Genomic DNA, 19,055 nt, shown 5'->3' with positions numbered 1-19,055 from the left:
GCGCACGCAGGATGTCCTGGCAACGCGCCCCGGGGACTGCATCCAACCCCCGGGCCAGCCGCAGGGAGCGCCCGCGTTACGGAGCGATCGCCGCCTTGAGCGCGCCGATCAGCTTGCCCGCGGCCTCGCCGCTGGGCGGCAGGCCGCGCGGATCCACCGCGGAGACATAGGTACCCTCGCCCGCCTTGGTCACGCGCACCAGGAACTTGCTGTCCATGTAGTCGACGTCGTAAGTGCCGAGGATCTCGGCCTTGCTGGCAACCTTCACGCCGCTGGTGGTGGCCAGCACTTCGCCGACCTTGGCGAAGACGGCGTCGCGCTCGCCTGCGGCGTTGAAGCCCACCGGGGCGACTGCACCCGGCCGGGCCGCCTGCGCGCCGGAAGCAGTGACGCTGCTGCCGACGGTCGGCAGCGCCATGGCCCGGTCGGCCGCGGGACGGTCCAGGTCCGGCGGCACTTCCAGCGGGCGCGATTCGCCGCTCTGGGTGTACAGCTCGTTCTTCTTCTTGAACCAGTGGCAGCCGGACAGGCTGGTTGCCAGCAGGATGGCGACGAGCGGGGCGGCCGTGGACGCGCGGAACATGCGGTGCATCTGGATCTCCTGTCAGGCCGCGTCGGCGCGGCTGCGTTGTTCGAGTTGACGGATGGCCGCGTGCAGGCGGGCGGCCTGCCCGGCATGCGCGGATGATAGCGGTTGCAGCGGCAGGCGCAGGCCATGGCCGATGCCGGCCAGCGCCAGCAGCGCCTTCACCGGGATCGGATTGGGTTCCACCCCGAGGAAGTGGTAGAGCTCGGCCAGCGCCTCGTCCAGCGCCTGCGCTCCGGCCGCATCGCCGCCGCAGGCCAGGTCGCACAGGCGGCGGAAGGTGGCCGGGACCACGTTGGAGGCGACCGACACCACCCCGTCGGCGCCGGCCAGCATGGCACGCACCGCGGTGGGGTCATCGCCGCTGAGCACCGCGAAATCCTCGCGGCGCAGCGGCAACAGCGCCGCCATCCGGTCCTCCTCGCCGCGCGCTTCCTTGATGCCGACGATGTTGGCGTGCACCGAAAGCTCGCCGACGGTATCCGGCACCATGTCGCAGCCGGTGCGGCCGGGCACGTTGTACAGCACCACCGGCAGCCCGCCGTCGTCGGCCACCGCGCGGAAATGCGCCAGCAATCCGGCCTGGGTGGGGCGCACGTAGGGGGGTGTCACCACCAGCGCGGCATCCGCGCCCAGCGCGGCCACCCGCCGGTTGAAGCGGACGGTCTTGGCGGTATTGGACTGGCCGGTACCGGCCAGCACCGGCATCCGGCCGGCCGCGAACTCCACCGCGGCGGCCAGCAGGCGGTCGTACTCGTCATCGAACAGCGCGGCGGCCTCGCCGGTGGATCCCGCCACCACTACCGCCTGCGTGCCCGCCTCCAGCTGCGCATGCAGCAGCCGCTCCCAGGCGGAGAAATCGATATCGCCGGCGGCCGTGAACGGCGTCGCCAGGGCGGTGATGCTGCCGGAAAGTCGCAAGGGGAAAGGCTCGGGCAAGGCGCCGCGCGGGACGCGGGGCGCATGGGGGAAACTCGCGTATGGCCTTGATCTTACTTGCGGCTCGAAAGCGCCGGCAAGTATGCTGGCGACCATGCTGCCATGTACTGGCGGCACTTCCCCACGTCTGGATCCCCCGCTTTGAGCAAAACCGCCGCCCCACGGCCCCAGCCGAACGAGAACCACCTGCTGATCAACGCGTACACCACGCATCCGCAGTCGCCGCTGCTGGCCGTCACCCGCCGCATCGCCGACTCAGGCTGCAACCTGGTCGATACGCGGCTGGCCACGGTGGGGCGGGACGTGTCGGTCACCGCGCTGGTCACGGGCTCCTGGGACGCGGTGGCCAAGCTCGAGACCATGCTGACCAAGCTGGAGCGCGAGGAAGGCCTGAAGCTGGTGTGGTACCGCACCGGTCCGAAGGCGCTGCAGTCCAGCCTGCTGCCGTACGTGGTGGAAGTGATCGCCGCCGACAAGCCGGGCATCCTGTTCCAGCTGGCCGACTTCTTCGACCATCAGTGCATCACCATCGAAAGCCTGCACTGTTCGCGCTACCGGGCGATGCAGACCGGCGCCGACATGTTCTCGGCGCAGCTGACCATCGGGGTGCCGGCGGACATGCACATCGCCGCGCTGCGCGACGATTTCCTCGAGTTCTGCGACCATCTGAACCTCGACGCCATCATGGATCCGATGAAGTACTGATGCTCGACACCGGCGACCGCATCCCCGACCTGCCGCTCGCGCTTTCCAGCGACAAGTCCGCCACGCTTGGCGACTATGCCGGCCGCTGGCTGGTGCTGTACTTCTACCCCAAGGACTCCACCCCCGGCTGCACCACCGAAGGGCTGGACTTCAACGCGCTGCTGCCCGAGTTCAACGACGCCGGCGCAACCGTGCTGGGCGTGTCCAAGGACTCGCTGAAGTCGCACAGGAACTTCTGCACCAAGCAGGGGTTCAGGTTCGACCTGGTCAGCGATGCCGACGGCGCGCTCTGCGACGCGTTCGGGGTGGTGCAGCCGAAGAAACTGTATGGCCGCGAATACGTCGGCATTGTCCGCAGCACCTTCCTGATCGATCCCGCCGGCGTGGTGCGCCAGAAATGGCAGCCGGTGAAGGTCCCCGGCCATGCACGGGCCGTGCTAGACGCAGTGCAGGCCGCGCAGGCCACGTGACCGTCCCCGTTTCCATCCTTGCCCACTGCCCCGCTCCGCGGGACGCGGTGGCCTGCTGCTGTCCGACCAAAGGTATTTCCGCATGACCCGGAACAAGCGCATCTATGTCCTCGACACCAACGTGCTGATGCACGACCCCACCGCACTGTTCAAGTTCGAGGAGCACGATGTCTACCTGCCGATGCAGGTGATGGAGGAGCTGGACAATGGCAAGAAGGGCACCAGCGAATCCAGCCGCAATGCGCGCCAGGTCAGCCGATTCCTCAACGAGCTGATCGAAGCGCACGGCAGCACCGACGTCACCCGCGGCATCGCCCTGCAGCGTCCGGGCGCCCTGCAGTTGCGCGGCGCCGCCAGCACCGGCTGCCTGCGCTTCCAGACCGGCAATTTCGATGCCGGCAAGCGGTTCGGCGCCGTGGTACCGGACAACGCCATCCTCGGGGCGATCCTGGCGCTGAAGGACGAGCAGCCCGAGGCGGACGTGGTGTTCGTGTCCAAGGACATCAACCTGCGGATCAAGGCCTCGATCGCCGGGATCGTCAGCGCGGACTACGAGAACGACCGCGCACTGGACGATTTCAGCCTGCTCTACACCGGCGCCACGCCGCTGCCGGAGGACTTCTGGCAACGCCACGGCACGGACCTGAAGTCGTGGACCGACAAGGGCCGCACCTATTACGAGATCACCCGCAGCGACGACGAGGACTGGTATCCCAACCAGTTCACCTTCCTCCCCGGCGACGAGCAGTCGGAGCTGAAGGTGGCCAAGGTGGAGGGCGACCGGGTCACCCTGCGGATCGTCGACGACTTCCGCCACGCCCAGCATTCGGTCTGGGGCATCACCGCGCGCAACCGCGAGCAGAACTTCGCGCTCAACGCGCTGATGGACCCGGACATCGACTTCGTCACCCTGCTCGGCACCGCCGGCACCGGCAAGACCCTGCTGGCGCTGGCCGCAGGCCTGGCGCAGACGATGGACCAGCAGCGCTACCGCGAGATCATCATGACCCGCGCCACCGTGAGCGTGGGCGAGGACATCGGCTTCCTGCCCGGCACCGAGGAAGAGAAGATGACGCCGTGGATGGGCGCACTCACCGACAACCTGGAAGTGCTGACCCACAACCAGGACGGCGGTGCCTGGGGCCGCGCGGCTACCAACGACCTGCTGGCCTCGCGGATCAAGATCCGCTCGATGAACTTCATGCGCGGGCGCACCTTCCTGTCCCGCTACCTGATCCTGGACGAGGCGCAGAACCTCACCCCCAAGCAGATGAAGACGCTGATCACGCGCGCGGGCCCCGGCACCAAGATCGTCTGCCTGGGCAACGTCGAGCAGATCGACACGCCCTACCTGACCGAAACCACCTCCGGCCTGACCTACGCGGTGGACCGCTTCAAGACCTGGATGCACAGCGCCCACGTCACCCTGCGCCGCGGCGAGCGTTCGCGCCTGGCGGACTACGCTTCCGAGGTGCTGTAGTCCGTCCCCCGCGCTGCGTCCACGTGGCGCAGCGCGGTGGCGAGATCGCCGAAATAGACCGGCGGCCCGTCACGGCGCACGATCTCCGCGCGCACCAGCTTGCGCAGCACGCGCAGGTTGGCGCCGCTCAGCAGCACATGCACGCCGCGACCGCGCAGGTTCTCGATGGTCGACTCCAGCCGCTTGAGGCCGGTGGCGTCCACCAGCGGCACCCGCTCCAGCCGCAGCAGCACCCAGCGCGGGGGCTCCCGCGACCACGACAGCGCGCGCTCCAGCGAGTCGACCGAGCCGAAGAAGAACGGCCCCTCGATGGCATAGACCAGCACGTCCTTCGGCAGCGTATCCAGCCCGGCCTCAGCCAGTTCATGGCGCAGGCTGGCCTGGCCATGCTCCACCACCGACACCGAGGCGCTCATCCGGCGCATGAACTGGAACATGGCCAGGATCACGCCGATGTTCACCGCCACCACGAGGTCGGTGACGATGGTCAGGACGAAGGTGATCAGCAGGATCGCCACGTCGGCGCGCGGCGCCTGCCGCACCATCCGCACAAAGCGGCGCGCCTCGCTCATGTTCCACGCCACCAGGAATAGGATTGCCGCCAGCGCCGCCAGTGGCACCTTGCCGGCGTAGGGCGCCAGCACCAGCAGGATCAGCACCAGCGTGATCCCGTGGACCACGCCCGCCAGCGGCGAGGTGCCGCCGTTGCGGATGTTGGTGGCGGTGCGCGCGATCGCGCCGGTGGCGGCGATGCCGCCGAACAGCGGCGACAGGATGTTGGCCACGCCCTGCCCGATCAGCTCCTGGTTGGAATCGTGGCGGGTCCCGGCCATGCCGTCGGCCACCACCGCCGACAGCAGCGACTCGATCGCGCCGAGCATGGCGATGGTGAACGCCGCCGGCAGCAGCTCCACCAGCCGGTCGAAGCCAACCTCGGGCAACTGCAGCGCCGGCAGCGCGCGCGGGATGGCACCGAAGGTGGACTCGATGGTGGCGACGCCCTGCAGGTCGAAGGCCATCACCACGGCGGTGGCCACGACCATCGCCAGCAGCGGCCCGGGCACGCGTGCCAGGCCGGGAATGCGCGAGCCCCAGACCGCCAGCGCGAGGCTGAGCAGGGCCAGCAGCGAGGTGGCCGTGTGCAGCTGGCCGAATGACTGCAGCAGCTGCCAGGTCTTCAGGTAGAACGGCCCGCCGCCCGGCGCGGGCAGCCCGAAGAAGTACTGCCACTGCCCGACCCAGATGATCACCGCGATGCCGGCGGTGAACCCCACGATCACCGGGTCGGGAATAAAGCGGATCACTGCGCCCAGGCGCGCCAGACCCATCGCCACCAGGATCACCCCGGCCATCAGTGTGGCCAACAGCAGGCCACTGACCCCGTACTGCGCGACCACCCCCGCAAGGATCACGATGAACGCACCGGTGGGTCCGGCGATCTGGACCCGCGAGCCACCGAACAGCGACACCGCGATGCCGGCGATGATCGCCGTATACAGCCCCTGCTCCGGCTTGACCCCGGACGCGATGGCGAACGCCATCGCCAGCGGCAGCGCCACCACCCCGACGATCACACCGGCGGTGATGTTGGGCAGCCAGTGGGCGCGCCGGAACAGCCCCGCGCGCGCGGCCTCGACCAACGCGATCATGCATCCTCCTCCGACTTGAGCCGCACGCCGCGTCCGCCGCCACCGCTGGCGACGCGCTCGCCGATCAGCTCCACCCCGGCCGCATCCAGCGCGGCCACCACCTTGACCAGCGAATCGACCACGCCGCGCACATGTCCGCGGCTGAGTTCCATGCGCTGGATGGTGGGCAGGGACAGGCCGGCCATCTGCGCCAGCATCTTCTGGTCGATGCCAAGCAGGGCGCGCGCGGCGCGCATCTGGGCTGAAGTGATCACGGGCTCTCCGCTCCGGACGATGCAACAAGGAACAGCATAATTAATGTTTAAAACATCAATATGATTGTATTTTACCGCTATCCTGCATGCGAATCCGCCATCTCGATCACGAAAAAACCCCGCCGCTGCCGCCGGGGGGCGACATGGGCAGGGTCATCGTGGGAGGACCGCCGTGCAAGCGGCGGCCGGGCTTCGTGGCCGGCTCGACGGGCCTCAGGCCCGCGCGAACACCAGCGCGGCGTTGGTGCCGCCGAAGCCGAAGCTGTTGGACATCACCACGTCGAGCCTGGCGTCGCGGCTCTCGCGCGCGATCGGGAAGCCTTCGGCACCGGGATCGAGGTTGTCGATGTTGGCCGAGCCGGCGATGAAGCCGTCGCGCAGCATCAGCAGGCTGTAGATCGCCTCGTGCACGCTGGCCGCACCCAGAGAATGGCCACTCAGTGCCTTGGTGGAGGAAATCGGCGGCACCGCATCGCCGAACACCTCGCGCACCGCGTTCAATTCGACGATGTCGCCCAGCGGCGTGGAAGTGCCGTGGGTGTTGAGGTAGTCGACCGGGCGCTGGACGCCCTCCAGCGCCATGCGCATGCAGCGCACCGCACCCTCGCCGCTCGGCGCCACCATGTCCGCGCCATCGGAGGTCACGCCGTAGCCCACCAGTTCCGCGTGGATATGCGCACCGCGCGCCACCGCGTGGTCCCAGTCCTCCAGCACCAGCATGCCGCCACCACTGCCGATGACGAAGCCGTCGCGGCCCGCGTCGTAGGGGCGCGATGCCTTCTCCGGCTCGTCGTTGCGACCGGACGACAGCGCGCCCATCGCGTCGAACATCACCGTCATCGTCCAGTCCAGGTCCTCGCCGCCACCGGCGAACACGATGTCCTGCGCGCCATGGCGGATCAGGTCGGCGCCGGCGCCGATGCAGTGCGCGGACGTCGCGCAGGCGGCGCTGATCGAATAGCTCAGGCCCTTGATCTTGAAGGCGGTGGCGAGGTTCGCCGACACCGTGGAGCACATCGTGCGCGGCACCATGTACGGGCCGACCTTGCGCACGCCGCGGTCGCGCAGGATGTCGGCGGTCTCCACCTGCCAGCGGCTGGAACCACCGCCGGAGCCTGCGATCAGGCCGGTACGCGGGTTGCTGACCTGCGCTTCGGACAGGCCCGCGTCGGCGATGGCATCGCGCAGGGCGACGTAGCTGTAGGCCGCGGCATCGCTCATGAAGCGCTTGAGCTTGCGGTCGATCACGGCGTCAAGGTCGATGTCGACCGCGCCGCCGACCTGGCTGCGCAGGCCGCGCTCCACCGAATCGGGCAGCGTGCGGATGCCGGAGCGGCCCTCGCGCAGCGCGCGCGAGACCGTATCGAGATCGTTGCCGAGGCAGGAGGTGATGCCCATGCCGGTGATGGCGACGCGACGCATGTCAGAAGCTCTCCGTGGAAGTGAACAGGCCCACCCGCAGGTCCTTGGCGGTGTAGATCTCGCGGCCGTCGACCAGGGTGCGCGCATCGGCCTGCGCCACCACCAGCTTGCGGTTGATCACGCGGGTCACGTCGATCTCGTAGGTCACCACCTTGGCGGTGGGCAGCACCTGGCCGGTGAACTTCACCTCGCCGCAGCCCAGCGCCCGGCCGCGGCCGGGCGCGCCCAGCCAGGTCAGGTAGAAGCCGACCAGTTGCCACATCGCATCCAGTCCCAGGCAGCCGGGCATCACCGGGTCGCCGAGGAAATGGCACTGGAAGAACCAGAGGTCGGGGCGGATATCGAGCTCGGCGCGGACGAAGCCCTTGCCGTGGGCGCCGCCGCCGTCGTTGATCTCGACGATGCGGTCGAACATCAGCATCGGATCGGCCGGCAGGCGGGCCAGGCTGTTCGGGAACAGCTCGCCGCGTGCGCTGGCCAGGAGCTGCTCGCGGGTGAACGATGAAGCGCGGGTCATGGACTGGCCCAAGGGGGAAACCTCGATTGTAAACACGACACTCGCGCGATACCTAGGCGTATTGCCGGTTCCGCCACGCGGTTCCGGCCGGCCCGGGTGAAACGACTGCAAACGTGTGCACCGCAACACCCCGCGCCAAGCATATTAAGCTGCGGTGGAACCCTTGCCGGAACGACTCCGTGTCGCAAGCCATGCCAGCTTCGCTGCTGACCATTTTCGGCGCCACCGGCGACCTTGCCCGGCGGATGCTGCTGCCCTCGCTCTACAGCCTGCAGGCCGAGCACCTGCTGCCGGATGGCATGCGCATCCTCGGCACCGCGCGTAGCGAGCTGGATCGGGAAGGATTCGCCGATCTGGTGGCCACCAGCATCGCCGAGCGCGTCCCCGCTGCCGAACGCAGCGAGGAGGCCCTGCGCGGCCTGCTGGAGCGGCTGGACTACTGCGCAGCCAGCGCCGACGACGCCACCTCGATGCAGGCGCTGGCCGGCAGGGTGGAAGCGCTGCGCAACGGCGACGTGCTCTACCACATGAGTACCGCGCCGAAGTTCTACGGCCCCGCCTGCCAGGCGCTGGCCGCCAACGGCGTCGCCGGCCCGGGCACCCGGGTAATGCTGGAGAAGCCGATCGGCAAGGACCTGGCCTCTGCCATCGCCATCAACGACAGCGTTGCCATGGCCTTCGACGAGGAGCGGATCTTCCGCACCGACCACTACCTCGGCAAGGAGGGGGTGCAGAACCTGATCGCCCTGCGCTTCGGCAATTCGCTGTTCGAGCCGCTGTGGAGCGCCCGCCACATCGAGCAGGTGCAGATCACCGTCGGCGAGACGGTCGGCGTGGAGGGCCGCGGCGACTACTACGACGAGTCCGGCGCGCTGCGCGACATGCTGCAGAACCATCTCCTGCAGCTGCTGTGCCTGGTCGCGATGGAGCCGCCGGCGCGCTTCGAGCCCACCGCGGTGCGCAACGAGAAGATCAAGGTGCTGCGCTCGCTGCGGCCGGTCGACCGCGGCAACGTGGCCACCGAATCGGTGATCGGCCAGTACACCGCCGGCGCCAGTGAAGGCCGGGTGGTGCCGGGCTACGCCGAGGAGCTGGGCCGCGCCAGCCGCACCGAGACCTTCGTCGCCCTGCGCGCGCACGTGGACAACTGGCGCTGGTCGGGGGTGCCGATCTACCTGCGCACCGGCAAGCGGCTGCCCGCGCGCAGCACCGAGATCTACATCCAGTTCCGCAAGGTGCCGTATTCGATCTTCGGCGGCCCGGCGGACACCGACATGCGGCCCAATGGGCTGCTCATCAAGCTGCAGCCGGAAGAGCGCATCGAGCTGGACCTGATGAGCAAGACCCCGGGGCTGGATCGCGCCGGCCTGCGCCTGTCGCAGGTGGCGCTGGACCTGGACTTCCACGAGGAATTCCTCAACGCGCGCAAGCGCATCGCCTACGAGCGCCTCTATCTGGATGCGATCGAGGGCAACGGCACGCTGTTCGTGCGCCGCGACGAGACCGAGGCGGCATGGCAGTGGGTCGATGCCATCGCCGAGGGCTGGCGCAGCATCGGCATGGTCCCCAAACCCTACCCCGCCGGCACGTGGGGACCCAGCGCGTCGGTGTCGCTGATCGACCGCAGCGGCCACGGCTGGCGCGAATGAGGACGGCAGCGATGGGTTGGATCGAACGCGATTACCTCGATGCCTCCACGCTGGTGGCCGGCGTCGCCGAAACGTTCGAAGCGGCCTGCCGCGCCGCCATCGCGGCGCGCGGCAGCGCCTTCCTCGCGCTGGCCGGCGGCCGCACGCCGCTGCCGGTGTATGCGCACCTGGCGAACGCGCAGCTCGGCGGCCACATCGAGGCCCTGCCTACCGACGAGCGCTGCGTGCCGCACGATCACCCGGCGTGCAACCTGGGCAACCTGCGCAAGGCGTTCGCGGGCGACGCCAACATCGGCGTGCAGCCATTGACCGCCACCGACGGGGATATCGATGCCTCGCTCGCGCAGGCGCGCACGCTGCTGGCCGCCCATCCCGAACCGTTCGACGCCGTCCTGCTCGGCATGGGCGCGGACGGCCACTTCGCCTCGCTGTTCCCCGGCGCCGCGAATCTCGCCGACGGGCTGGCGATGGACAGCGGCATGGACGCCATCGCCACCCTGCCCGATCCGCTGCCGCCGGAAGCCCCGTTCGCGCGGATCAGCCTGACCCTGCCGCGGCTGCTGCGCGCGCGCGCCGTGCACCTGGTCGTGAGCGGCCAGGACAAACGCGCGATCCTGCGCCGCGTCCAGCAGGAGCCGCACGCGCCGTACCCGGTTGCCGCGCTGCTGCACGCGCCCGCGCCGGCCCCCATCCACATCCACTGGAGCCCATGATGTCCACCGCCGCGCTGCATCCCGCCGTCGAACGCGTCACCGCCCGCATCGCCGAGCGCAGCCTGGCGACGCGCCGCGACTACCTCGCGCGGATGGACGCCGCGCGCGCGGCCGGTCCGTACCGCTACAAGCTGTCCTGCGGCAACCAGGCGCATGCCTTCGCCGCCTCCGGCGAGGACAAGCCGGCGCTGCGCGGCGGGCGCGGCGGCAACATCGGGATCGTCACGGCCTACAACGACATGCTCAGCGCGCACCAGCCGATGGAGCAGTACCCCTCGCTGATCCGCATGGCCGCGCGCAACGCCGGCGGCAGCGCGCAGGTGGCCGGCGGCGTGCCGGCGATGTGCGACGGCGTGACCCAGGGCCGCGACGGCATGGAGCTGTCGCTGTTCTCGCGCGACGTGATCGCGCTGGCCACCGCGGTCTCGCTCTCGCACGACAGCTTCGACGCGGTCCTGTGCCTGGGCGTGTGCGACAAGATCGTGCCCGGCCTGCTGATCGGCGCGCTCAGCTTCGGCCACCTGCCGGTGATCTTCGTGCCCGCCGGGCCGATGCCTTCCGGCATTCCCAACAAGCAGAAGGCCGAGGTGCGCCAGCGTTATGCGCTGGGGCAAGCGACGCAGGACGAACTGATGGATGCGGAAGCCGCGTCCTACCACGCGCCCGGCACCTGCACCTTCTATGGCACCGCCAATTCCAACCAGATGCTGATGGAAGTGATGGGCCTGCACCTGCCCGGCACCGCCTTCGTGCCGCCGAACGGGCCGCTGCGCAGCGCGCTGACCGTGGCGGCGGCCGAACAGGCGCTGCGCATCACCGCGCTGGGCGCGGACTACCGCCCGCTCGCGCAGACCGTCAACGAGAAAGCCATTGTCAATGCGATGGTCGGGCTGGCGGCCACCGGCGGCTCCACCAACCACGCCCTGCACCTGGTCGCGGTCGCGCGCGCCGCCGGCCTGCTGATCGACTGGAACGACCTCGACGAACTCTCCAAGGCCACCCCGTTGCTGGCGCGGGTGTATCCGAACGGTGCCGCCGACGTGAACCATTTCGAGGCCGCCGGTGGCATGGGCTTCGTGATCTCGCAGCTGCTGGATGCTGGCCTTCTGCACGAGGACATCCTGTGCGTGCACGGCGGCAGCCTGCGCCAGCAGGCCCGGCAGCCCTATCTGGATGATCTTGCGCTGCGCTGGCGCGACCCGCCGGCCGCCTCGCGCGATACCGAGATCGTGCGCCCGGTCTCCGCACCGTTCGACAGCGAGGGCGGCCTGCGCCGGCTGCAGGGCAACCTGGGCCGCGCGGTGGTCAAGATCTCGGCGGTGGCGCCGCAGTACCGCCGCCACCAGGCACCGGCAAGGATCTTCGAATCGCAGGACGCACTGCTGGCGGCGTTCAAGGCTGGCGGGCTGGAAGGCGACTTCATCGCGGTGGTGCGCGGCCAGGGCCCGCGCGCCAACGGCATGCCGGAACTGCACAAGCTCACCCCGACGCTGGCGGCGTTGCAGGACCGCGGCCAGCGCGTCGCCCTGCTCACCGACGGCCGCATGTCCGGCGCGTCCGGCAAGGTGCTGGCGGCCATCCACGTGACCCCGGAGGCCGCCGATGGCGGCGCGCTGGCGAAACTGCGCGACGGCGACCTGGTCCGCATCGATGCCGAAGCCGGCAGCATGGACGTGCTGGTGGACGCCGCCGAATGGCAGGCACGCGAGGTGGTGCTGCCGGAGCTCGCCGGCAACCAGTCGGGAATGGGCCGCGAGCTGTTCGCGCTGATGCGCAGCGGCGTCGGCTCGGCCGAGGGTGGCGCCTGCTCGCTGTTCGGGCACCCCGCATGAGCCATTCCAGCCTCGCCCTGGTCGGCGACATCGGCGGCACCAACGCGCGCTTCGCGCTGGTCGACCTGGCTGCGCCGACGATCAAACTGCACGAATCGAAGTCGCTGCCGAATGCCGACTTCGCCAGCCTGCAGCACGCCATCGAACACTACCTGGCCGGCGTCGCCGACCAGCCGGCACGCGCGGCGCTGGCGGTGGCCTGCCCGGTGGGCAGCGATGAGATCCGCCTGACCAACCGGGCCTGGTCGTTCTCGCGCAGCGAACTGCAGCGCACGCTGGGACTTTCCGAACTGCGCATGCTCAACGACTTCGGGGCGGTGGCCTGGGCGATCCCGGCGCTGTCGCCGGAACACCTGCTGACCCTGCACGGCGCGCCGGAGCCGCCGCAGCGCGGCCCGGTCAGCGTACTCGGCCCCGGTACCGGACTGGGCGTTGCGATGCTGGTGGGGTCGGAAGCGAACGGCTGGCACGTGGTGGAAACCGAAGGCGGCCACGTCGGCTTCGCCCCGATCGGCGACGAGGAGCGCGCGATCTCGGCGTGGCTGACGGCGCAGCACGGGCGCACCTCCACCGAGCGCCTGCTGTGCGGCAAGGGCCTGTCCGAAATCGACGCGGTCCTGCGCGGCAGCGGCGCGGTGCTGCCGGGGCAGCTGCCGCAACCCGGGGAAACCACGCTGCGCGCCCCGGCCCTGCGCGATCCTGCCGAGGTGGTGGCGGCCGCGCTGGGCGGCCACGACCAGGCCGCGCGCCGCGCCCTCGCCCGCTTCTGCGCCGTGCTCGGCAGCGTGGCCGGCGACTGCGCGCTGATCCACGGCGCCCGCAGCGTGGTCATCGCCGGTGGGATCGTGCCGCGCTTCATCCCGTTCCTGCGCAGCAGCGCGTTCCGCGAACGCTTCCTCGCCAAGGGACGGATGGCGCCGCTGCTGGAGTCCCTGCCGGTCCAGGTCATCACCCACCCCCACCCCGGCCTGCTCGGCGCCGCCTGCGCGCTGCGCGCCACGGAGCTCTGAACATGCTCGACACCGCACGCCACAGCCAGCTCGTCGACGCCGTGTTCGCCCGTGCGCCGGTGGTGCCGGTCATCACCATCGAACGCATCGAAGATGCACTGCCGCTGTGCCGGGCGCTGGCCGATAACGGCCTGCCGGTGCTGGAAGTGACCCTGCGCACCGCCTGCGCACTGGACGCCATCGCCCTGCTGGCGCGCGAACTGCCGCAGGCCTGCGTTGGCGCCGGCACGGTGCTGGGCGAAGCCGACCTGCATCGCGTCGAAGCGGCCGGCGCGCAGTTCGCCATCTCGCCCGGCTGCACCGATGCGCTGTATGAAGCCGCGAAGGCGTGTGCAATCCCGCTGATTCCCGGAATAGCGACAGCCTCCGAGCTGATGCGCGGACTGGAACACGGCTGGCAGCGCTTCAAGTTCTTTCCCGCCCAGGCCAGTGGCGGCGTGGCCGCGCTCAAGGGCTTCGCCGGCCCGCTGCCGATGGCGCGGTTCTGCCCGACCGGCGGGATCGACATCGCGAAAGCGCCCGCCTACCTGGCGCTGCCGAACGTGGCCTGCGTGGGCGGATCTTGGATGCTGCCCGACGACGCCATCAAGGCCGGCGACTGGGAACGCATCGGCCGGCTGGCGCGCGAGGCGGCGGCGCTGCCGCGCTGACCACCGCGCACTCCCCCGCGCCAGCCATACCCGCGCTTCCGCAAAGAAAAACCCCGCCGGCTGACGCCGGCGGGGCTGGCTTGTGGCCCAGGGATGCGGCTGGCTTCAGAACTTGTAGCTGGCGCCCAGCAGCAGGGTACGGCCCCACTTGATGGTTTCCAGCGGACGGTCCTTGGTCCCTGCATAGGTGCGATAGGACTCGTCTCCCAGGTTGCTGGCCTGCAGGAGCAGGCTCAGGCCCTTCAGGTTGCTGTCGTCGCTGAAGCTGTAGCTGACCTGCGCGTCGGTGATGTTCTCGCCGACCACGTAACGCAGCGAACGGGCGCCATCGAAATTGCCGATTTCGCCGATGAAGTCCGAGCGGCGACGGTTGTTGACGCGGAACTCGAAGCCGTTGCGCTCGTAGTAGGCAGTGAAGTTGTAGACGCGCTTGGACAAGCCCGGCAGGGTGATCGGATCGTTGCCGATGCTGCTGGAATTCTCCGGGGCCAGGATCTTGATGCTGCTGTCGGTGAAGCTGGCGCTGGCCACCATGCCGAAGCCGGTGAACGCATCGCCGAACATCAGGTCCAGCGGCAACGACGCGGTCAGCTCCAGGCCCTGCAGCTTGCCGCCCTTGCCGTTGAACGGTGCGCTGTAGGTGCCGGTGTTCTTCACCGTGACGCCCGGCGGCAGGGTGCTGCCGTTGACTTCCAGCCACGACGCCACCTGGTCGGTGAAGTCGTAGCCGTCGCGGGTCTGGGTGAAGATGTAGCTGGTGAGATCCTTGTAGAAGTACGCCGCGGCGATGTACGCCTTGGACCCGAAGTACTTCTCCCACGACAGGTCGAACGCATTGGCGCGCCACGGCGCCAGCTCCGGGTTGCCGCCGCCGCCGCCCGGCTTGCCGGTGGTGGTGTCCACGCCGAAGTCGAGCGAAGCGCGCATCTGGTCGACGCGGGCGCGCGCCACCTGGCGCGCCAGCGCCACGCGCACGGTCTGGTCGTTGGCCAGCGAGAACGCCAGGTTCATGCTGGGCAGCACGTCGGTGTACTTGGCGCCCTTGTGGATCGGCAGCGCGCGGCTGCCCGCGGGCCGGGTGGCGTCCCAGTAGCGGGCATCGGACGACTGGTCGGTGTACTGCACCTGCACGCCGAGGTTGCCGCGCACCGGCACCGAGCCCCACGTGGTGTCGATGTTGGCCTTGAAGTAGCCGGTGGAGATCCGCTCGGTGACGGTCCAGGCCTTCGGGATCAGGTAGTCGAGGTCATCGACCGGGTTGAAGGTCATGTAGCGGGCGACGGCGCCCGGGACGTTCCAGGACGGGATCATGCCCACGCCCGCGAAGCCCAGGTCGACCAGCCCGTACTGCAGGTCGGAAGCGATGGTGGTATCGCCCTGCGCGCCGACGTTGATGCCGCCTTCCGGCTGCCACTTCTGCTTCTGGCGGTCGGCGTAGTTGAAGCCCGCGTCGAATCCGGAGAAGACGTTGGCCATGGACGCCGGCACCGGGAACTCGCCGCCGAGCCGGAAGCTGCTCAGCTCGTCCTCGACGCGCGGGGTCTTGCCGTAGCCCGAACCGTAGATGGTGCCGCGCAGGTACAGCGCATCGGGATTCGAGTAGTCACGCCCCGGGTCCAACTGCGGGAAGCCGCCGCCGGTATAGTCCAGCACCACCGAATCCAGCTGCGGGGCCGGCACCAGCTGGGTGTTGTTCTCGAGGTTGATCTCGTTGCGCTTTGCCTTCGACCAGCTGGCGTCCGCGAGCAGCTTCACCTGGCCGAGGAACATCTCGTTCTTCCAGCCGAACGCGTTGATCTCGTCCTTGCGGCGGTTGTACATGCCGCGCACCAGCGGATACACGTTCTCCGCGGTGCCGCCGGTGAAGGTGCCATTGCCGTTGACCTGGGCGCCGGTCACGTTCAGGCGGCCGTAGCCACCGTTGTAGTCGCCGAGGTTGACCTCGAACTGGTTGGCGGTGTCTTCCTGCTTGGCTTGCGAGTGGAAGGCGTCGAACGTGCTGATCCACGCATCGGACGGCCGGAACTCGAGCGTGGCCATGACGCCGTCGCGCTTGGTGTAACCAGTGCGGCGCAGCGCCTTGATGCCGTTGGAATAGTAGGTGCCCGCCGCCACCCCGGGGCGCCAGTTGTCGCCGATCTTCTCCCACGGTTCGTACAGGCCCACCTGGTTTTCCTGGATCGGCGTGTCCGAGTGCGAGTAGCCGATCGAATAACCGATGGTGCGGCTGGCGGACTGGCCGATGAAGCTGGCGTTGAAGCGGTTGCCGGTGGCGCCCTGGTTGGCGGCCGAGCCCAACGAGTTGCGCTGCCAGCGGCCGCTGATCGCGATCACCGGCTTGTCGTAGTCCAGCGGACGCACGGTGCGCATGTCCATCGTGCCGGACAGACCCTGGCCCACCAGCGCGGCGTCGGGCGTCTTGTAGATGGTGACGCCGGCCATCAGCTCGGACGGATACTGGTCGAACTCGACGCTGCGGTTGTCGCCGGTGCTGACCAGCTCGCGGCCGTTGAGCAGCGTGGTGGAGAAGTCGGGCGACAGGCCGCGCACGCTGACGACCTGCGCACGGCCTGCCACGCGCTGCGCAGCAATGCCGGGCAGGCGCGCGATCGATTCGGCGATGCTGACGTCGGGCAGCTTGCCGATGTCCTCGGCGGAGATCGCCTCGACGATCGAGGTGGAATCCTTCTTGATGTCGATGGCGCGCTCGATGCCGCCGCGGATGCCGGTCACCACCACGGTATCCAGGTTCTTGGCGTCCGCCTTCTTCTTCGCGGCCGGCGCGTCCTGCGCGGCGGGCTGCGCCTCCTGCGCGGACGCCTGGGCGGTCAGCATCATCGCGGCCGACGCCAGCGCCACGCTCAACAGGTTTCGCTTCAACTGCACCATGTTCCCCTCCAGAAATGGTTCTCGGAAATGGCGGACTGTGGTCGCCCGCTCCTCATGCCTGCGCGGCGCGCATCACATGAACATTGCGATGGTAGTCGTGCCATCGGCCAACAGAAGATGCTGCATACGTATTCATTGCGGCGGCGGCCAGATGCCCTGCAACCCGCACCAATGCTGGCCTGCAGCAAAAAACCAATGGCGCCCGCCGAAGCGTCCGCGCAAGGCTCAGGGCGACGCCGCGGAAACCGCTTCCGGCGCAACCGGCAGCAAGTGCACCGCCGCGCCGCCACCGCCGGCCAGCCACAGCGGCAGCACGTCGCCGCGGGTCACGGTTTTTTCCTCGCGGACGAAGCGGAAGCGGGCATCGCCGGTGAACCCAGCACCCTCGCCGTCGCGGTAGATCTCCGCGCGGTAACGCTTGCCGGGTTCGAGGAAGTCCAGCGCCAGCGCCAGCGTGCGCGGGCTGCGGTCGTTCAGCGCACCGATGAACCACTCCGGCGCGCCGCGCGCCTTGCGCGCGATCGCCACGTACTCGCCCACCTCGCCGGCCAGCACCTTCGACTCGTCCCAGTCCACCGCGACATCCCTGATGAAGCGGAACGCTTCGGGATGCGCGGCGTAATGCTCCGGCAGGTCCGCCACCATCTGGATCGGGCTGTAGATGCCGACGTAGAGGGCCAGCTGGCGCGCCAGCGTGCTCTGGATTTCCTGCCCGTTGCGGCCGGTGAGGCTGAGCACGCCCGGGGTGTAGTCCATCGGCCCGGCCAGCAGGCGGGTGAATACCAGCGTGACCTCGTGCTCCGGCGGATTGGGCGGATTGCCCCAGGCGTTGAACTCCATCCCGCGTGCGCCTTCGCGCGAGATCCAGTTGGGATACGTGCGGCGCAGGCCGGTGTCCTTGATCGGCTCGTGGGCATTGATCGCCACGTGGTGCCTGGCCGCGTCGCGCACCACCCGCAGGTGGTGGTTGCTCATCCACTGGCCCTCATGCCATTCGCGCAGCACCGGCGCGCCGGCTGCGTCCTGGCGCTCGATCTGGCCGGCATCGCAGACATAGCCGGTCTTGACCGCGTCGATGCCCAGCGCTGCGAACTTCGCGAACGCGGCATCCATCTGCCGCTCGTAGTGGCTGACCGCACAGGCGGTTTCGTGGTGGCCGATCAAGTGCACGCCTTTTCCGCCGGCGTACCTCGACAGTGCGGCAAGGTCGTAGTCCGGGGTGGGTTTGCTGAAATCGAAGCCCCAGCCGTTGGCGAACCAGTCACCGTCCCAGCCCACGTTCCAGCCTTCCACCAGCACGCCGCGGAAACCGTTGGCGGCGGCGAAGTCGATGTAGCGCTTGGTGTGTTCCGTTGTTGCGCCGTGCTTCGGGCCAGTCGCCCAGCTTTCGGTATCCAAGTGCAGCGACCACCAGACGCCGACGTATTTCGACGGCTTGAACCAGCCCACGTCGCCCAGCGCGTTGGGCTCGTTGAGGTTGAGGACCAGGTTGGATTCGACCAGCCCGCCGGCGCGCTCGCTGATCGTGATCGTGCGCCACGGGGTGGCGAACGGCGTCCTGCGCACCACCGGCGCCGGGCTGCCGGGCGTCAGCAGCGCGCGCAACTCGCCGTCGCCGCCGCGCATCAGGTTCATGCCGGCATAGTCGACCAGCGCCGCTTCGTGGATGCTCAGGTGCAGGCCATCTTCGGTGCGCAGGGTGATCGGCGTCTGCACCACCGCCACCTCGGAAAGCGGCGTGCGGTGGTAGAGGTATTCCTCGCGGTTCCATTCCAGCGCCGGAATCCACCACGCGGTGGCCGGACGGGCGACGGCGAACTCGGTCAGTTCCTGCACGATCTGCGCCTCGCGCAGCGCTGGCTGCGCCGGCACGTCGTAGCGGAAGCCGATGCCGTCGTCGAACACGCGGAACACCATGTCGAAGCGGCGATGGTCGCCGTCCTTCTCGACGAAGCCGGCGCGCAGTTCGTTGAAGTGGTCGCGCACGTAGCGGCGCTCGCCCCAGGGCTGCTCCCAGGTACTGTCGGCGCTGCGCTGCGCCTGTTTTTCCAACGCCAGGTTGCGCAGCAGCTGGCGGCCGTTGCGGAAGATGAAGCCCAGCCGCGAGTCCCGGATCACCGGCTTGCCGTCGCGCAGCACGCGGTAGGCCAACCGGCCTTCGCCGTTGAGATCCAGCTGCACCGCGATGCGGCCATCCGGCGACTTCACCTGCGCCACCTGTTCGGCAAGCGCCACGCCCGGCACCGCCAGTACCAGCGCCATCGCCAGCAGCGAAACGCGCATCGGGATA

Annotated in this window: 16 protein-coding genes; 8 read left to right on the top strand and 8 right to left on the bottom strand. The window is 69.2% G+C overall.

Annotated features, from left to right (window positions below):
• Positions 1 to 76 precede the first annotated feature (76 nt).
• Positions 77 to 583: a hypothetical protein gene (locus tag ICG51_RS12640; protein WP_190282478.1), complete on the bottom strand. Its 507-nt coding sequence runs from the start codon at positions 581 to 583 to the stop codon at positions 77 to 79.
• Positions 584 to 604: 21 nt separating this feature from the next.
• Complete coding sequence (gene dapA / locus ICG51_RS12635) at positions 605 to 1,507, bottom strand: 4-hydroxy-tetrahydrodipicolinate synthase (protein ID WP_190280693.1); 903 nt, start codon at positions 1,505 to 1,507, stop codon at positions 605 to 607.
• Positions 1,508 to 1,627: 120 nt separating this feature from the next.
• Here dapA and ICG51_RS12630 point away from each other — a divergent pair, with 120 nt between their 5' ends.
• The 3 genes from ICG51_RS12630 to ICG51_RS12620 all read left to right on the top strand — a co-directional run bounded on the left by ICG51_RS12630 (position 1,628) and on the right by ICG51_RS12620 (position 4,180).
• Positions 1,628 to 2,230, top strand: coding sequence for a glycine cleavage system protein R (locus tag ICG51_RS12630; protein WP_190280692.1), 603 nt, complete (start codon positions 1,628 to 1,630; stop codon positions 2,228 to 2,230).
• Complete coding sequence (locus ICG51_RS12625) at positions 2,230 to 2,700, top strand: peroxiredoxin (RefSeq protein WP_190280691.1); 471 nt, start codon at positions 2,230 to 2,232, stop codon at positions 2,698 to 2,700. Before ICG51_RS12630 ends, ICG51_RS12625 begins: the two co-directional genes overlap by 1 nt.
• An 82-nt stretch (positions 2,701 to 2,782) precedes the next feature.
• Positions 2,783 to 4,180, top strand: a complete 1,398-nt coding sequence (locus ICG51_RS12620) for a PhoH family protein (RefSeq protein WP_190280690.1) — start codon at positions 2,783 to 2,785, stop codon at positions 4,178 to 4,180.
• Here the strand turns inward: ICG51_RS12620 and ICG51_RS12615 are convergent.
• The 4 genes from ICG51_RS12615 to fabA all read right to left on the bottom strand — a co-directional run bounded on the left by ICG51_RS12615 (position 4,159) and on the right by fabA (position 8,022).
• Entirely contained in the window at positions 4,159 to 5,829 is a 1,671-nt protein-coding gene (locus ICG51_RS12615) for a SulP family inorganic anion transporter (RefSeq protein WP_190280689.1), read from the bottom strand. The two genes, ICG51_RS12620 and ICG51_RS12615, sit on opposite strands and share 22 nt — an antisense overlap.
• On the bottom strand, positions 5,826 to 6,083 hold the full coding sequence (locus ICG51_RS12610; RefSeq protein ID WP_190280688.1) for a helix-turn-helix transcriptional regulator: 258 nt from the start codon (positions 6,081 to 6,083) through the stop codon (positions 5,826 to 5,828). The genes ICG51_RS12615 and ICG51_RS12610 overlap by 4 nt, the downstream gene beginning before the upstream one ends.
• 213 nt (positions 6,084 to 6,296) lie before the next feature.
• Positions 6,297 to 7,505, bottom strand: a complete 1,209-nt coding sequence (fabB, locus tag ICG51_RS12605) for a beta-ketoacyl-ACP synthase I (RefSeq protein ID WP_190280687.1) — start codon at positions 7,503 to 7,505, stop codon at positions 6,297 to 6,299.
• Position 7,506: 1 nt separating this feature from the next.
• Positions 7,507 to 8,022 carry a 3-hydroxyacyl-[acyl-carrier-protein] dehydratase FabA gene (gene fabA, locus ICG51_RS12600; protein WP_190280686.1) on the bottom strand — a complete coding sequence of 172 codons (516 nt, stop codon included), beginning with the start codon at positions 8,020 to 8,022 and terminating at the stop codon, positions 7,507 to 7,509.
• A gap of 179 nt (positions 8,023 to 8,201) precedes the next feature.
• Between fabA and zwf the strand changes: the two genes are divergently transcribed.
• From zwf to ICG51_RS12575, 5 genes are read left to right on the top strand one after another with little or no spacing between them, the layout of a single operon-like run.
• Positions 8,202 to 9,671 carry a glucose-6-phosphate dehydrogenase gene (zwf, locus tag ICG51_RS12595; RefSeq protein WP_345776099.1) on the top strand — a complete coding sequence of 490 codons (1,470 nt, stop codon included), beginning with the start codon at positions 8,202 to 8,204 and terminating at the stop codon, positions 9,669 to 9,671.
• An 11-nt stretch (positions 9,672 to 9,682) separates the two neighbouring features.
• Positions 9,683 to 10,384 carry a 6-phosphogluconolactonase gene (gene pgl / locus ICG51_RS12590; RefSeq protein WP_190280685.1) on the top strand — a complete coding sequence of 234 codons (702 nt, stop codon included), beginning with the start codon at positions 9,683 to 9,685 and terminating at the stop codon, positions 10,382 to 10,384.
• Positions 10,384 to 12,216 carry a phosphogluconate dehydratase gene (gene edd, locus ICG51_RS12585; protein ID WP_223809621.1) on the top strand — a complete coding sequence of 611 codons (1,833 nt, stop codon included), beginning with the start codon at positions 10,384 to 10,386 and terminating at the stop codon, positions 12,214 to 12,216. Before pgl ends, edd begins: the two co-directional genes overlap by 1 nt.
• Positions 12,213 to 13,226: a glucokinase gene (gene glk, locus ICG51_RS12580; RefSeq protein ID WP_190280683.1), complete on the top strand. Its 1,014-nt coding sequence runs from the start codon at positions 12,213 to 12,215 to the stop codon at positions 13,224 to 13,226. The genes edd and glk overlap by 4 nt, the downstream gene beginning before the upstream one ends.
• Before the next feature lie 2 nt (positions 13,227 to 13,228).
• Positions 13,229 to 13,876, top strand: coding sequence for a bifunctional 4-hydroxy-2-oxoglutarate aldolase/2-dehydro-3-deoxy-phosphogluconate aldolase (locus ICG51_RS12575; protein ID WP_190280682.1), 648 nt, complete (start codon positions 13,229 to 13,231; stop codon positions 13,874 to 13,876).
• 105 nt (positions 13,877 to 13,981) lie between these two features.
• Here the strand turns inward: ICG51_RS12575 and ICG51_RS12570 are convergent, their stop codons facing one another.
• Positions 13,982 to 16,765 (bottom strand): TonB-dependent receptor, encoded by a 2,784-nt coding sequence (locus ICG51_RS12570; RefSeq protein ID WP_190280681.1) that lies wholly within the window; start codon positions 16,763 to 16,765, stop codon positions 13,982 to 13,984.
• A gap of 225 nt (positions 16,766 to 16,990) precedes the next feature.
• Positions 16,991 to 19,027, bottom strand: coding sequence for a glycoside hydrolase family 97 protein (locus tag ICG51_RS12565; protein ID WP_223809619.1), 2,037 nt, complete (start codon positions 19,025 to 19,027; stop codon positions 16,991 to 16,993).
• Positions 19,028 to 19,055: the final 28 nt, after the last annotated feature.

The organism is Thermomonas sp. XSG, from assembly GCF_014678725.1.
Taxonomy (GTDB): Bacteria; Pseudomonadota; Gammaproteobacteria; order Xanthomonadales; family Xanthomonadaceae; genus Thermomonas.
The sequence above is the reverse complement of the archived record's forward strand: the minus strand, read 5'-3'. Positions and strand labels throughout refer to the sequence as shown.